Here is a 12,281-nt window from a genome sequence, read left to right as displayed (position 1 = left end):
CGGGAGCCGGAAGGCTCACATCAGCACGATGTCGTACTGCTCCTGGGCGTAGCTGGCCTCGGCCTGGAGCGAGATGGATTTGCCGATGAAGTCGGAGAGCATGGCCAGGGACTGGGATTCCTCGTCCAGGAACAGGTCGATGACCTGGGGGCTGGCCAGGACCCGGTATTCCCGGGCGTCGAACTGACGCGCCTCGCGCAGCAGTTCCCGGAGGATTTCGTAGGCCACGGTGCGGGAGGTCTTGACCTCGCCCCGGCCGCCGCAGGTGGGGCAAGGTTCGCACAGCACGTGGGCCAGGGATTCCCGGGTGCGCTTCCGGGTCATTTCCACCAGGCCCAGGGCGGTGAAGCCATTCACCGTCAGGCGGGTGTGATCCCGGGCCAGGGCCTTGTTGAACTCGGACAGGACCGCCTGGCGATGCTCGGGATTCTCCATGTCGATGAAGTCCACGATGATGATGCCGCCCAGGTTCCGCAGGCGCAGCTGCCGGGCGATGGTCTGAGCCGCTTCCAGGTTGGTCTTGAAGATGGTGTCGTCGAAGTTGCGCACGCCCACGAAGCCGCCGGTATTCACGTCTATGGTGGTCATGGCCTCGGTCTGGTCGATGATCAGGTAGCCGCCGGATTTCAGCTCCACCCGCCGGGCCAGGGCCTTCTCGATCTCCGCCTCCACCCCGTGCAGGTCGAACAGGGGGCGCTGGCCGATGTAGTGGTCCAGGAGCGGCGTCACCGCCGGCGTGTACTCGCTGGCAAAAGCATGCAGGCGCTGGAAGTTCTCCCGGGAGTCGATGATGATGCGGCTGGTCTCGGGATTGACGAAATCCCGGAGCACCCGCTGGGCCAGATGCAGCTCGTGGTAGAGGGGGCTGGGGGCGCCGGAGACCCGGGCCTTGTCGCGGATGTCCCGCCACAGCTTCCGCAGGTAGGCGATGTCATTGACCAGCTCCGCGTCCGTGGCGTTTTCCGCCATGGTGCGCACGATGAAGCCCCCCGGCTCGTCCTCGGGCACCAGGGCCGTGAGCCGGGCCCGCAGGGACTCCCGCTCCGCCTCGTCCTCGATGCGCTGGGAAATGCCGATATGCTTTTCCTGGGGCAGATACACGAGCATCCGCCCGGCCAGGGAAATCTGGGTGGACAGGCGCGCCCCCTTGGTGCCGATCGGGTCCTTGATCACCTGCACCAGGAGGCTCTGGCCCTCCGAGAGGATCTTCTCGATGGGCTTGTGCACCTCCCGCCCGTGCTCGGCATTGGGGTCCCGGGGCTGCCAGATGTCGGCCACATGCAGGAAGGCCGTGCGTTCCAGCCCCACGTCGATGAAGGCGGACTGCATGCCGGGCAGGATGCGGCTCACCTTGCCCAGATACACGTTACCCACCAGCCCCCGGCTGGTGGTGCGTTCGATGTGCAGCTCCTGGACAACCCCCTGGGCCAGGACGGCCACCCGGGTTTCCTGGGGCGTGAAATTGATCAGGATATCTTCGGACATGGGTAGGTAAAATGCGCGTTTTTTCAAGATTCTAACCGATGCCCTCCCGCAGCCCTGAACTCCTTGCCCCCGCCGGCTCCCTGAGCATGATGCGCACCGCCTTCGCCTTCGGCGCCGATGCGGTCTACGCCGGCCAGCCCCGCTACTCCCTCAGGGTGCGCAACAACGAATTCGGCCACATGGAGAACCTGGCCCTGGGCATCCAGGAGGCCCACGCCGCCGGCAAGCAGTTCTACGTGGTGAGCAACATCTTTCCCCACAACGCCAAGCTGCACACCTACCTGAAGGACATGGCCGATGTGGTGGCCCTGCAGCCCGACGCCCTGATCATGGCCGACCCGGGCCTGATCGACATGGTGCGCGAAGCCTGGCCGGAAATGCCCATCCACCTCTCGGTGCAGGCCAACACGGTGAACTGGGCAGCGGTGAAATTCTGGAAGAAACTGGGCCTGTCCCGGGTGATCCTGTCCCGGGAACTTTCCCTGGACGAGGTGGCGGAAATCCGCCAGCAATGCCCGGACATGGAGCTGGAAGTGTTCGTGCATGGGGCGCTCTGCATCGCCTATTCCGGCCGCTGCCTGCTCTCCGGCTACTTCAACCACCGGGACCCCAACCAGGGCAGCTGCACCAACTCCTGCCGCTGGGACTACAAGGTGAGCGAGGCCCAGGAAGACGCGGCCGGCGTGGCCCGGCCCACGGTTGCCCCTTCCGAAAACGCCGTCACCGGACTGTTCAAACCCAAGCCGGAACAGAAGGTCTGGCTACTGGAAGAAAAGCACCGGCCCGGGGAGCTGATGCCCATCGAGGAAGACGAGCACGGCACCTACATCATGAATTCCCGCGACCTGCGCGCCATCGAGCACGTGCACAAGCTGGTGGAAATGGGCATCGACTCCCTCAAGATCGAGGGCCGCACCAAGAGCGCCTACTACGTGGCCCGCACCTGCCAGAGCTACCGGGCCGCCATGGACGACGCCATCGCCGGCCGCCCCTTCAACCCGGCCCTGCTCACCGAACTGGAAAGCCTGGCCAACCGGGGCTACACGGACGGCTTCTACCAGCGCCACCACGATGCCGAATACCAGAACTACCTGAAGGGCTATTCCGAATCCAGCCGCAGCCAGTACGTGGGCGACGCCTGCCGCTTCGACCCGGAACGGGGACTGATGGAAGTGACCGTGAAGAACCGCTTCGAAACCGGCGACCGGCTGGAAATCGTGCACCCCGCCGGCAACCGCTTCGTGCAGGTAGAGCGGATGGAAAACGCCGCAGGCCAGCCCGTGGAAGCCGCCCCCGGCAGCGGCCACCGGGTCTGGCTGCCCCTGCCGGCCGAGGCGGAAGGGGCTTACCTGGCGCGGCTGTTCTGAGTCACTCCCCGCCTGGCCGCAGGCAGCCTCAGGTTTGATGCTCCGCGTACAGGCGGGCCAGGAGCACCTTGACCCGCTCCGAGTTGCGGTAATAGTCGCCCCGCAACAGCTTGAGCGCGGCTTCCCGGTTGCCGGCCTGGGCCAGTTCCAGGACCGCGCCGGCTTCCCGGTGGAAATCCCGGTGCCGTTCCACCAGCTCGCCGAACACGGCATCGGCGCCGAAGGTGTCGTGGCCGGCGCCTTCCAGCCACTGGCCCAGGGTGCAGCGGTTGTCACAGCTCACCACCGCCACTTCCAGCGTTTCCTCGCTGCGCCCGTCGATCACGGCTTCGAGCCGGACCTTCCATTTCATGTGGGCATCGATGGCTGTCTTGAAATCCAGCCCGGCCAGCTCGGCGCTGCCTTCTTCATCGGGAAGAGCGGCTTCCCGGCCGCCCGCAATCTGTTTGAACCAGTCCAGCATGCCCATGGGGCTCGTCCTCGCAGAAGAGTCAGTTAAAAGGGTAACCGAAGGCCTTGAGCAGGTTGCCTGTTTCGCATAGGGGCAACCCCATGATGCCGCTGTAGCTGCCAGCGATGTGCTCGATGAACAGACCGGCCCGACCCTGGATGCCGTAGGCGCCGGCCTTGTCCATGGGCTCGCCGCTGGCCACGTAGAGACGAATCTCGGCCTCGCTGAGTTCCCGGAAGCGCACTGCGGAAATGCTCAGGGCGGTTTCCACCCTGCCTTCGAAATCCACGGCCACCCCGGTCAGCACCCGGTGGCTGCGCCCGGACAGGCGCTTCAGGATGGCGGCCGCATCCACCGGGTCCGCGGGTTTGCCGATGATCTGGCCATCCACTTCCAGGGTGGTGTCGGCGGCCAGCACCGGCTGGGTCATGAGCTTGCGCCAGCCGATCAGGCGCTGGCCGTGCTCGGCCTTGGCCCGGGCCAGACGCAGCACGTAAGCCTCGGCGGCCTCACCGGGCAGGGGTGTTTCGTCGGTTTCCGGATCGGCCCGGTTGCCGGTGCGGAAGATCAGGGTGTCGAAATGGACGCCGATCTGGGTCAGCAGCTCCCGCCGCCGGGGGCTGCGGGAGGCCAGGTAGATGCGCTGGAAGCCGGAGGTCAGGTTCATGCCGGTTTATTCACGATGGTAGGGATGGTTCTTCAGGAGGCTCACGGCCCGGTACAGCTGCTCGCACAGGAGCAGCCGGGCCATGCCGTGGGGCAGGGTGAGGCTGGATAGACGGATCATCTCGTCGGCCCGCTGCTTCAGTTCGGCATCCAGGCCATCGGCTCCGCCGATCAGCAGCACCGTGTCACGGCCATCCTGCATCCAGGCTTCCAGCCGTTCGGCCAGCTTCTTGGTGCTCAGATCGCTGCCCTTTTCATCCAGGGCCACCAGCCGGACGCTGTCGCCGGCGGCCTGGAGGATGCGCCCCTTCTCGGCCGCCTGCAGTTGCTCCCGGGTCTTGGAGCCCCGGGGTTCGGGTTTGACTTCAATGACGCCGGTGGGCAGTTCCCGGGGCATGCGCTTCAGGTATTCCTGGCACCCGGTCAGCACCCAGTCCGGCTGTTTGTGGCCCACGGCCACGATGGAGAGCTTCATGCGGCGTTCTGTTCGCCTTCCAGGGCCTTCTGGCGCCGGGTGGGCGTGGTCTGCCACAGCTCTTCCAGGTTGTAGTAGCTGCGCACGGCGGGCTGCATCACATGCACCACGATGTCGCCCAGATCCACCAGCACCCATTCGCCAGCTTCCTCCCCTTCCACGGAGATGACTTCGCCGCCGGCCTCACGCACCTTGTCCTGGACGTTGCGGGCCAGGGCCTTGACCTGGCGGTTGGAATCGCCGCAGGCAATGACGATGCGGTCGAACAGGGAGGTGAGTTTGGTGGTGTTGATGACTTCGATGTCCTTGCCCTTGATGTCTTCCAGGGCTTCCACGACGACTTTCTGTAATTTACGCAGTTCCATTAGGGATTTGATTTGTTTCTGTAAAGTTGGTGTTGGTCAATATAGTCGAGAACCGCTGGCGGCAGCAAATAACGGGCGCTGCGCCCGGCGGCCAGGAGCTGGCGGATATGAGTGGCGGAAATGTCCAACTGGGTCATGGGCAGGGCCAGGATGGCGCCGGCCGGCGCCCCCGCCAGCCGGGCCGGGTCCCCGGCCTGGCGCGCCGCCAGCAGCTGCCCCAGTTCCGGCGCCAGGACTTCGCTCGCAAGGGGGTAGCCGGGCCGATGCAGCACCACCAGATGGGCCAGCCCGAGGAGCGCCTGCCAGCGGTGCCAGCCGGGCAGGCCGGCAAAGGCATCGGCGCCCAGGAGCAGCACCAGGGGCTGCTCGGGCCCCAGCTCCTGGCGCAGGCGTTCCAGGGTGGTCACCGTATAGCTGGGCCCGGTGGATTCCACCTCGGCCCCATCCACCTGGAAAGCGGGATTGCCGGCCACGGCCAGGCGCACCATGGCCAGCCGGTGGGCCCCCGAAAGCCGGGGCGCGCCCCGGTGCGGCGGCTGGCCGGCGGGAATCCAGCGCACCGAAGCCAGGCCCAGGGCTTCCCGGGCTTCCTCGGCCAGACGCAGGTGCCCCAGGTGCACCGGGTCGAAGGTGCCCCCGAACAGGCCCAGGGGCCCGGGTTCAGGCATGTTCGGAGATGTGTTCGGGCATCACGAACACTTCCCGGTAGCTGACGTAGAAACTGGCGAACATGGTGGGCGCCAGCACCATCAGCAGGGGCAGGGTGACCAGGGAAGTGAAGAAGCTGGCCGCGCCGGGAAACAGCGTCCCCAGCAGCCCCACCACCAGGCCCGGCAGCAGGATGCCGACCCCCAGCAACCCCAGGCCGTAGACCAGGAAGGCCGGCCAGTTGCGCAGGCAGGCCACCAGGCTGAAGAACAGGGCCTTGACCAGGGACAGGCGGTGCCAGGCCACCAGGACCGGGGCGTACCAATAGACGACGATGGCCGGCAGCATGAACAGGGCCAGGGCCATGATGGCCTGGAACAGGCGCCCCTCCTCCAGGGCCTGCCGGTCCAGGGGGGTGCCGCTGACGAAGGCCTGCCACAGGCCGCCCCCATCGACAAGGTTGGTCAGGGCCATGGCCAGCACGGTGTAGCACAGGTAGAAGGCGCCCAGCCCCACCTGGGTGCGGGGATTTTCCTTCAGGGGCTGCAGGAACAGGCTCATGGTCACCGGCAGGCCCCGGTCCAGGTGGCGGCAGGCGCTCATCACCCCGGCGGACAGCCCCGGGGTGAGCAGGATCGCGGCGATGGGGCCGATCAGGGGCAGGGCATTGAGGACCAGGAGCACCATCCAGTAAGACATGGCCATCAGCCCGATCAGGGCCGGCTGGCGGCGGAACAGGGCATAGCCCAGGACCAGCCATTGCCAGCCCCGGGCAGCCGGCAGCTTCAGGGCCTGCATGGCAGCCCCCGGGAATGACGAGACGAAACGGCAGCGGACATCTAGGTACTCACGAAAATGTCCCGGTAGGCGGCGTACATGGCGCCGGCCCAGACGGGAATCAGGACCAGGAATCCCAGGCCCAGGAACAAGGTGGCCAGAAAGGCCATGATCGACAGGAGCAGGCCCAGCACCAGGCAGGGCAGCCAGTTCTTCAACCCTGCCACCCCCGCCGCGGCCAGGGCCTGGAGCGACGCCATGCGGTGAAACAGCACCAGGGGCAGGGCCAGGGAGAACAGGGAGGTCAGCACCAGGCTGATCAGGGGCAGCAGGCTGTAGGCCAGCCCCAGGGCCACGCTCCAGCCCAGCAGGGGCGTCAGGGGATCGGCCTCCCCCAGGCCCGGCCCCGGACCCCGCCGGAGCAGGAAGAATACCAGCAGATGCAAGGGGAGTTGCAGCGCCAGATGCAGCCCCCCCAGTTGCAACAGCCCCTGGCGCCCGGCCCGCAAGCCGGCGCCCAGGTCTGCGAAGGCCGGCCGGCCGGTTTCGCTGGCGCGCCGGCAGCCCGCCAGCAGCCCGGCGGCCAGCAGGGGGAAGACGGCCAGACTCAGGGGCAGGCCCCAGGCAAACCCGAACACCAGGAGGGGCAGCAGCTCCAGCAGCAGGAACAGCAGCGCCAGCCCCAGCCAGGGGCCCGGCGCCACCGCGAAGGTGGTCCAGCCCTGGCGCAGCCAGTCGAAGGGCGCCCCCGGGACCACCCTCTGGCTGCGCCCGCTGAAGGCCGGGGGCGGCAGGGGAAAATCAGGCATGGGCGCGGCCTCCCGCGGGGTACGCCAGCTCAGCGGGAAGCGGCTTCGCCAGGCCCATGCCCTAAACCTCCCGCGGCTCCGCCGCCAGGGCCGGCCAGCCCGGGGCTCCGGGCAGGGCCGCCGCCAGACGCGGCCAGTCCAGGGCCTGCTGCACGGCATCAGCAAGCCGCTCCAGGTCCGCTTCCCGGCGGGCGGCGAAATCCACCCGGGCGGCCCCCTCCAGGCCGGCCCAGCCAAGCAGGGCCGCCAGGGCTTCCGGATGGTCGAAGAGCCCATGGCAGTAGCTGCCCAGCACCCGCCCGTCGGCAGAGCAGGCCCCTTCCGGCCGTTCCCCGGCCAGGTGCACCACGGGCCGGGCCAGCCCTTCGCCCCGGCTCACCCCCAGGTGGATTTCGTAGCCCGTCATGGGTGCGGCCCCGGGCAGGGCCAGGTGGCCGCTCACGTTCCTGAGCTGCTTTTCCGCCTCCAGGGTGGTTTCCACCGCCAGCCAGCCCAGGCCCGGGGTGCTGCCCGGCCGGCCTTCCAGGCCCAGGGGATCGTGCAACTGCTGGCCCAGCATCTGGTAACCGCCGCACAGGCCGATCACCTTGCCGCCGTAGCGCAGGTGCCGTTGCAGGTAGCTCTCCCAGCCCTGCTGGCGCAGCCAGTCCAGGTCGGCCCGCACCGCCTTGGAGCCGGGCAGCACCACCAGGTCGGCGGGGGGCGGCGCCTGGTTCGGCCCTATCCACTGGAAGTCCACTTCCGGATGCAGGCGCAAAGGGTCCAGGTCGTTGTGGTTGGAGGTGCGCGGATAGGCCGGGGCGATCACCTTCAGGCGCGCCCCCGCCTTGTCCGCCTGGTCCGTGGCGATGGCGTCCTCGGCATCCAGGAACAGGCCGTGCAGGTAGGGCAGCACCCCCAGCACCGGCTTGCCGGTGCGCTGTTCCAGCCACTCCAGGCCGGAGGTGAGCAGGGAAATGTCGCCCCGGAAACGGTTGATGACGAAGCCCACCACCCGGTCCTGCTCGGAGGGGGAGAGCAGCTCCAGGGTGCCCACCAGATGGGCGAACACCCCGCCCCGGTCGATGTCGGCCACCAGGATCACCGGGCAGTCCACCGCCTCGGCAAAGCCCATGTTGGCGATGTCCCGGGCGCGCAGGTTGATTTCCGCCGGGCTGCCCGCCCCTTCCACCAGCACCATCTCGTAGGCTTGGGTCAGCCGCCCCCAGGAATCCAGCACCGCCTCCATGGCCCGGGGCTTGTAGGCCTGGTAATCCCTGGCGTTCAGGTCGGCGGCCACCTGGCCCTGGATGATCACCTGGGCCTTCCGGTCGGTGGTGGGCTTCAACAGCACCGGGTTGAAATCCGTATGGGGCGCCAGCCCGGCGGCCAGGGCCTGGAGGGCCTGGGCCCGGCCAATCTCGCCGCCGTCTTCGGTGACGGCGGAATTGAGGGCCATGTTCTGGGGCTTGAAGGGCGCCACCCGGATGCCGCGCCGCTTGAGGATGCGGCACAGGGCCGCCACCAGGGTGGATTTCCCGGCATCGGAGGTACAGCCCTGGACCATGAGGGATTGCTGGTTCATCGCATCGATAGGCCTCTGCTGGGAGGCAAAAAACACGCAAAGAAATTAGGGCATTGGTTATAAAATCCCGCCTCTTTGCCAAACGGTGCCCCGACCAAGCGCGGGATTATCCCATGGACTTCCTGGCTGAACTGCTCGCCGACCATCCTTCCCTGCACCTGCCCCTGGCCGCCCTGGCCGCCGTGTTGCTGGACCGGCTCCTGGGCGAACCCCGCTGCTGCCATCCCCTGGTGGGCTTCGGCCGCCTGGCCGGCTGGCTGGAAGCGGCCCTGAACCATTCCGGCGGCGGTGGCGGCGGCCGTTTCGCCGGGGCCCTGGCCTGGGGCTTCGCCGTCCTGCCCCTGGTGGGCCTGGCCTTCTGGTGGCGCCAGCAGCCGGGCTGGGCCTGGTACGCCGACGTGCTGCTCGGCTATTTCGCCCTGGGCGCCCGGAGCCTGATGCAGCATGGGGAAGCAGTGCGCCGCCCTCTGGCCGCCAGGAACCTGCCCGAAGCCCGCCGCCGGGTGGGCTGGCTGGTGTCCCGGGATACCAGCCAGCTATGCTCCACCGGCGTGGCCAAGGCCGGGGTGGAATCGATCCTGGAAAACGGCAACGACGCCATCTTCGGCGCCCTGTTCTGGTTCGCCCTGCTGGGCGGCCCCGGAGCCCTGCTGTTCCGCCTGGCCAACACCCTGGACGCCATGTGGGGCTACAAGAATCCCCGCTTCCTGAAATTCGGCTGGGCCGCCGCCCGCCTGGACGACCTGCTCAACTGGGTGCCGGCCCGGCTCACGGCCCTCACCTATGCCCTGCTGGGCTCCCCACAGCGGGCCCTGAGCTGCTGGCGCAGCCAGGCCCCGGCCTGGGACAGCCCCAACGCCGGCCCGGTGATGGCCTCCGGCGCCGGCAGCCTGGGTGTCTGCCTGGGCGGCAGCGCCATCTATGAGGGCGAAGAAGAAATGCGCCCCCAGCTGGGCCAGGGCAGCGCTCCGGACCATCGCCACATCGGCCTGGCCCTGCGCCTGGTACAACGCAGCCTGTGGCTGTGGCTGGCCGTGCTCCTGATCATCGGCCTCCTCCATGCTTGAGCACGGCGGCCGACTGCGCCAGGCGGCCCGCCTGAGCACCATTCCCCTGGAAGACTGGGTAGACCTGTCCACCGGCATCAATCCCCAGAGCTGGCCGGTGCCGCCCCTGCCGCCGGAAGTCTGGCAGCGGCTGCCTGAAGCCGACGACGGCCTGGAAGCGGCTGCCGCCGCCTGTTACGGCAATACGCGCCTGCTCGCCCTGCCCGGCTCCCAGGCCGCCATCCAGACCCTGCCCAGCCTCTTTCCCGGCGCCGCCATCGCCTGCCTGGCGCCCCTCTACGCCGAGCACCCGGCGGCCTGGCAGGCGGCCGGCCATCAGCTGCGCCAGCTCCCGGCCGGCAACCTGAAACGGGCCCTGGCCGCCGCCACCCCCCGGGTGCTGCTCTGCAATCCCAACAATCCCACCGGCCATCAGCTGGCCCGGGACGACATCCTCGCCGCCGCCGAGCAGCTGGCCCGGCGGGGCGGCTGGCTATTCGTGGATGAGGCTTTTGCCGACGCCACACCGGAAATCAGCGTGGCCGACCTGGCCGGCAGCGAGGCCTGCCCCAACCTGGTGGTGTTCCGCTCCCTGGGCAAGTTCTTCGGCCTGGCCGGCGCCCGGGTGGGTTTCCTGCTCGGCCAGCCGGAGCTGCTGCAAGCCCTGGCGGAAAAGCTCGGCCCCTGGGCCGTGAACCATCCGGCCCGCTGGGTGGCGGCCCGGGCCCTGGCCGATACGGCCTGGCAGGCCCAGGCCCGGCTCGATCTGGCCGCCGCCAGCGCCCGCCTGGCCGCACTGCTGGCGCCCCTGGCCCAGACCGCGCCGCCAGCCGCCACGCCCCTGTTCGTCACGCTGGCCCTGGCCCAGCCCAAACCCCTGTTCAATTTCCTGCGTGACCGGGGCATCCTGGTGCGCCTGTTCCCGGAAGCCGGCCTGCTGCGCTTCGGCCTGCCCGGCAATCAAGCCCACTGGGATAAACTGGCCGCCACCCTCGACGCCTGGAGCCGGCGATGCTGAAACGATTCCTCCTGGCCGCCCTGCTCGCCAGCCTGACCCTGGCCGCCCAGGCCGCCCCTATCCGCCTCAAGGATGACACCGGCCGGTTGGTGGAGCTGCCCGGCCCGGCCCGGCGCATCGTCAGCCTGGCCCCCCATGCCACGGAAACCCTCTACGCGGCCGGCGCCGGCCCCTACCTGGTGGGCGCCGTGGATTACAGCGACTACCCGCCCGAAGCCCGGCAGCTACCCCGGGTGGGCGGCTATTCCCGGCTGGATCTGGAAGCGGTGCTGAAATTGAAGCCGGACCTGGTGATCGCCTGGGAGAGCGGCAACGCCCCGGCCCAGGTGGACAAGCTGCGGGCCCTGGGGCTGCCGGTATTCGTGACCCAGCCCAACACCATGGACGACGTGGCGGTGCAGCTCGAACACTACGGCCGGCTGGCGGGCACCGAGGCCACGGCCGGCGCCGCGGCCACCGCCTTCCGCCAGCGCCTGGCCGGACTGCGGGCGGAATACGCCCGGCGCGCCCCGGTGCCGGTGTTCTACCAGATCTGGAAGGAGCCCCTGATGACCGTGGGCAAGCCCCAGATCATCAGCAGCGCCATCAGCATCTGCGGCGGCGTCAATGTCTATGGGGAACTGCAGCAGATGGCGCCGACCGTGAGCCTGGAGGCGGTGCTCACCGCCAATCCGGAGGCCATCGTCGCCACCGGCATGGGAGATGCCAAACCCGAGTGGCTGGATGACTGGAAACGCTGGCCCCGGCTCCTGGCCGTGCAGCGGGGCAACCTGTTCCACATCAACCCGGACATCATGCAGCGCCACACGCCGCGCATCCTGGACGGCACCGCCGCCCTCTGCCGCGCCCTGGAAACGGCCCGGCAGCGCCGCCCGGGGCCCTGAAGCTCCGGCCCCTCAGCCGGGCTTACGGAGCAGATCCACCCGCTGGGGCGGGTGGAAGGTGGCGCCCTCGGGGCCCAGATGGGCGGAGAAACGCTGCTGCACCTGGGCATACAGTTCCGGCGCCAGCCGGTGTTCGGTATGGGTGACCCGGATCATGCGCGCATCGAAGGCCGCGAAATCGGCGAACTGGCTGCGGGTGCAGAAGAACAGCTGCTTTTCCAGGGCCAGCCGGCCATCGGCCACGGCCCGGCACACGGCGGCAAAGGCCGCCTCCCGCACCCGCTCCTCGTCGTGGAAGAGGCGCATCACCTCGTTCAACTCCCCCGCGAACACCGGCTCGGAAATCCAGGCCAGCCCCCCGGGACGGAGCACCCGCTCGATTTCGCACAGGGCCCGGTCCATGTGCTCCAGGGGTACGTGATGCAGGGACTTGAGCATGATCACCAGATCGAAACTGCCGTCCTCGGCGGGAATCGCCTCGGCCCCGCCCTGACGGAACTGCACCTGGGGCAGGTCGCGTATCTCCAGGTTGCGCTGGTGCTGGATGGCATCCACTTCCAGGGCCAGGATTTGCCGCACCTGGCCCTGCTCGGCCAGGGTGCGGGTCTTCTCCGCCTTGCCGCAGCCCAGCTCCAGCACCCGGGCGCCGGCCAGGGGCAGTTCGGCCAGCATCAGTTTGACTTCATTGCAGACCGTGGTCTGGCTGGGATCGGCGATCTTCATGGG

At 68.6% G+C, this 12,281-nt stretch carries 14 protein-coding genes; 4 read left to right on the top strand and 10 right to left on the bottom strand.

Annotated features, from left to right (window positions below; genetic code table 11):
• Nucleotides 1-15: 15 nt before the first annotated feature.
• Entirely contained in the window at nt 16-1,485 is a 1,470-nt protein-coding gene (rng, locus tag G474_RS0107870) for a ribonuclease G (protein WP_026686494.1), read from the bottom strand.
• A gap of 38 nt (nt 1,486-1,523) precedes the next feature.
• Between rng and trhP the strand changes: the two genes are divergently transcribed.
• Nucleotides 1,524-2,852, top strand: a complete 1,329-nt coding sequence (trhP, locus tag G474_RS0107865; RefSeq protein ID WP_026686493.1) for a prephenate-dependent tRNA uridine(34) hydroxylase TrhP — start codon at nt 1,524-1,526, stop codon at nt 2,850-2,852.
• 28 nt (nt 2,853-2,880) lie between these two features.
• Here trhP and G474_RS21985 read toward each other — a convergent pair whose 3' ends face one another.
• From G474_RS21985 to G474_RS0107825, 8 genes are all read right to left on the bottom strand, one after another.
• Entirely contained in the window at nt 2,881-3,321 is a 441-nt protein-coding gene (locus G474_RS21985; RefSeq protein WP_051282074.1) for a CZB domain-containing protein, read from the bottom strand.
• A gap of 22 nt (nt 3,322-3,343) precedes the next feature.
• Entirely contained in the window at nt 3,344-3,970 is a 627-nt protein-coding gene (locus G474_RS0107855) for a Maf family protein (RefSeq protein WP_026686492.1), read from the bottom strand.
• A 6-nt stretch (nt 3,971-3,976) separates the two neighbouring features.
• Nucleotides 3,977-4,444 (bottom strand): 23S rRNA (pseudouridine(1915)-N(3))-methyltransferase RlmH, encoded by a 468-nt coding sequence (rlmH, locus tag G474_RS0107850; protein WP_026686491.1) that lies wholly within the window; start codon nt 4,442-4,444, stop codon nt 3,977-3,979.
• Nucleotides 4,441-4,809 (bottom strand): ribosome silencing factor, encoded by a 369-nt coding sequence (rsfS, locus tag G474_RS0107845; protein WP_026686490.1) that lies wholly within the window; start codon nt 4,807-4,809, stop codon nt 4,441-4,443. The genes rlmH and rsfS overlap by 4 nt, the downstream gene beginning before the upstream one ends.
• Nucleotides 4,809-5,477 carry a nicotinate-nucleotide adenylyltransferase gene (nadD, locus tag G474_RS0107840; RefSeq protein ID WP_026686489.1) on the bottom strand — a complete coding sequence of 223 codons (669 nt, stop codon included), beginning with the start codon at nt 5,475-5,477 and terminating at the stop codon, nt 4,809-4,811. The genes rsfS and nadD overlap by 1 nt, the downstream gene beginning before the upstream one ends.
• Nucleotides 5,470-6,255, bottom strand: a complete 786-nt coding sequence (locus tag G474_RS0107835; RefSeq protein ID WP_026686488.1) for a BPSS1780 family membrane protein — start codon at nt 6,253-6,255, stop codon at nt 5,470-5,472. The genes nadD and G474_RS0107835 overlap by 8 nt, the downstream gene beginning before the upstream one ends.
• 41 nt (nt 6,256-6,296) lie before the next feature.
• A complete protein-coding gene (locus G474_RS0107830; protein ID WP_026686487.1) occupies nt 6,297-7,043 on the bottom strand; it encodes a BPSS1780 family membrane protein in 747 nt (248 codons plus the stop codon).
• Between the two features lie 61 nt (nt 7,044-7,104).
• Nucleotides 7,105-8,607 (bottom strand): cobyric acid synthase, encoded by a 1,503-nt coding sequence (locus G474_RS0107825; protein ID WP_026686486.1) that lies wholly within the window; start codon nt 8,605-8,607, stop codon nt 7,105-7,107.
• Between the two features lie 113 nt (nt 8,608-8,720).
• On the opposite strand from G474_RS0107825, the gene cbiB reads away from it, so the two are divergent.
• Genes cbiB through G474_RS0107810 form a run of 3 tightly spaced genes read left to right on the top strand, consistent with a single transcriptional unit; the run spans nt 8,721 to nt 11,555 of the window.
• Nucleotides 8,721-9,674, top strand: a complete 954-nt coding sequence (cbiB, locus tag G474_RS0107820) for an adenosylcobinamide-phosphate synthase CbiB (protein WP_043463660.1) — start codon at nt 8,721-8,723, stop codon at nt 9,672-9,674.
• Nucleotides 9,667-10,671 (top strand): threonine-phosphate decarboxylase CobD, encoded by a 1,005-nt coding sequence (gene cobD, locus G474_RS0107815; protein ID WP_026686484.1) that lies wholly within the window; start codon nt 9,667-9,669, stop codon nt 10,669-10,671. Before cbiB ends, cobD begins: the two co-directional genes overlap by 8 nt.
• The gene (locus G474_RS0107810) at nt 10,665-11,555 is read left to right on the top strand and encodes a cobalamin-binding protein (RefSeq protein ID WP_026686483.1); all 891 of its coding nucleotides are present in this window, start codon (nt 10,665-10,667) and stop codon (nt 11,553-11,555) included. The genes cobD and G474_RS0107810 overlap by 7 nt, the downstream gene beginning before the upstream one ends.
• A 12-nt stretch (nt 11,556-11,567) precedes the next feature.
• Here the strand turns inward: G474_RS0107810 and G474_RS0107805 are convergent, their stop codons facing one another.
• Nucleotides 11,568-12,278, bottom strand: coding sequence for a class I SAM-dependent methyltransferase (locus tag G474_RS0107805; RefSeq protein WP_026686482.1), 711 nt, complete (start codon nt 12,276-12,278; stop codon nt 11,568-11,570).
• Nucleotides 12,279-12,281 lie beyond the last annotated feature (3 nt).

It is taken from the genome of Azovibrio restrictus DSM 23866 (assembly GCF_000429665.1).
Lineage (GTDB): Bacteria > Pseudomonadota > Gammaproteobacteria > Burkholderiales > Rhodocyclaceae > Azovibrio > Azovibrio restrictus.
The sequence above is the reverse complement of the archived record's forward strand: the minus strand, read 5'-3'. Positions and strand labels throughout refer to the sequence as shown.

Excerpts from the sequence above, each read along its gene's own strand:
- G474_RS21985 (WP_051282074.1), bottom strand. The coding sequence starts at position 3,321 with ATGGGCATGCTGGACTGGTTCAAACAGATTGCGGGCGGCCGGGAAGCC.
- rng (WP_026686494.1), bottom strand. The coding sequence starts at position 1,485 with ATGTCCGAAGATATCCTGATCAATTTCACGCCCCAGGAAACCCGGGTG.
- trhP (WP_026686493.1), top strand. The coding sequence starts at position 1,524 with ATGCCCTCCCGCAGCCCTGAACTCCTTGCCCCCGCCGGCTCCCTGAGC.
- nadD (WP_026686489.1), bottom strand. The coding sequence starts at position 5,477 with ATGCCTGAACCCGGGCCCCTGGGCCTGTTCGGGGGCACCTTCGACCCG.
- G474_RS0107805 (WP_026686482.1), bottom strand. The coding sequence starts at position 12,278 with ATGAAGATCGCCGATCCCAGCCAGACCACGGTCTGCAATGAAGTCAAA.
- G474_RS0107855 (WP_026686492.1), bottom strand. The coding sequence starts at position 3,970 with ATGAACCTGACCTCCGGCTTCCAGCGCATCTACCTGGCCTCCCGCAGC.
- cbiB (WP_043463660.1), top strand. The coding sequence starts at position 8,721 with ATGGACTTCCTGGCTGAACTGCTCGCCGACCATCCTTCCCTGCACCTG.
- rsfS (WP_026686490.1), bottom strand. The coding sequence starts at position 4,809 with ATGGAACTGCGTAAATTACAGAAAGTCGTCGTGGAAGCCCTGGAAGAC.
- G474_RS0107835 (WP_026686488.1), bottom strand. The coding sequence starts at position 6,255 with ATGCAGGCCCTGAAGCTGCCGGCTGCCCGGGGCTGGCAATGGCTGGTC.
- G474_RS0107830 (WP_026686487.1), bottom strand. The coding sequence starts at position 7,043 with ATGCCTGATTTTCCCCTGCCGCCCCCGGCCTTCAGCGGGCGCAGCCAG.
- G474_RS0107810 (WP_026686483.1), top strand. The coding sequence starts at position 10,665 with ATGCTGAAACGATTCCTCCTGGCCGCCCTGCTCGCCAGCCTGACCCTG.
- G474_RS0107825 (WP_026686486.1), bottom strand. The coding sequence starts at position 8,607 with ATGAACCAGCAATCCCTCATGGTCCAGGGCTGTACCTCCGATGCCGGG.
- cobD (WP_026686484.1), top strand. The coding sequence starts at position 9,667 with ATGCTTGAGCACGGCGGCCGACTGCGCCAGGCGGCCCGCCTGAGCACC.
- rlmH (WP_026686491.1), bottom strand. The coding sequence starts at position 4,444 with ATGAAGCTCTCCATCGTGGCCGTGGGCCACAAACAGCCGGACTGGGTG.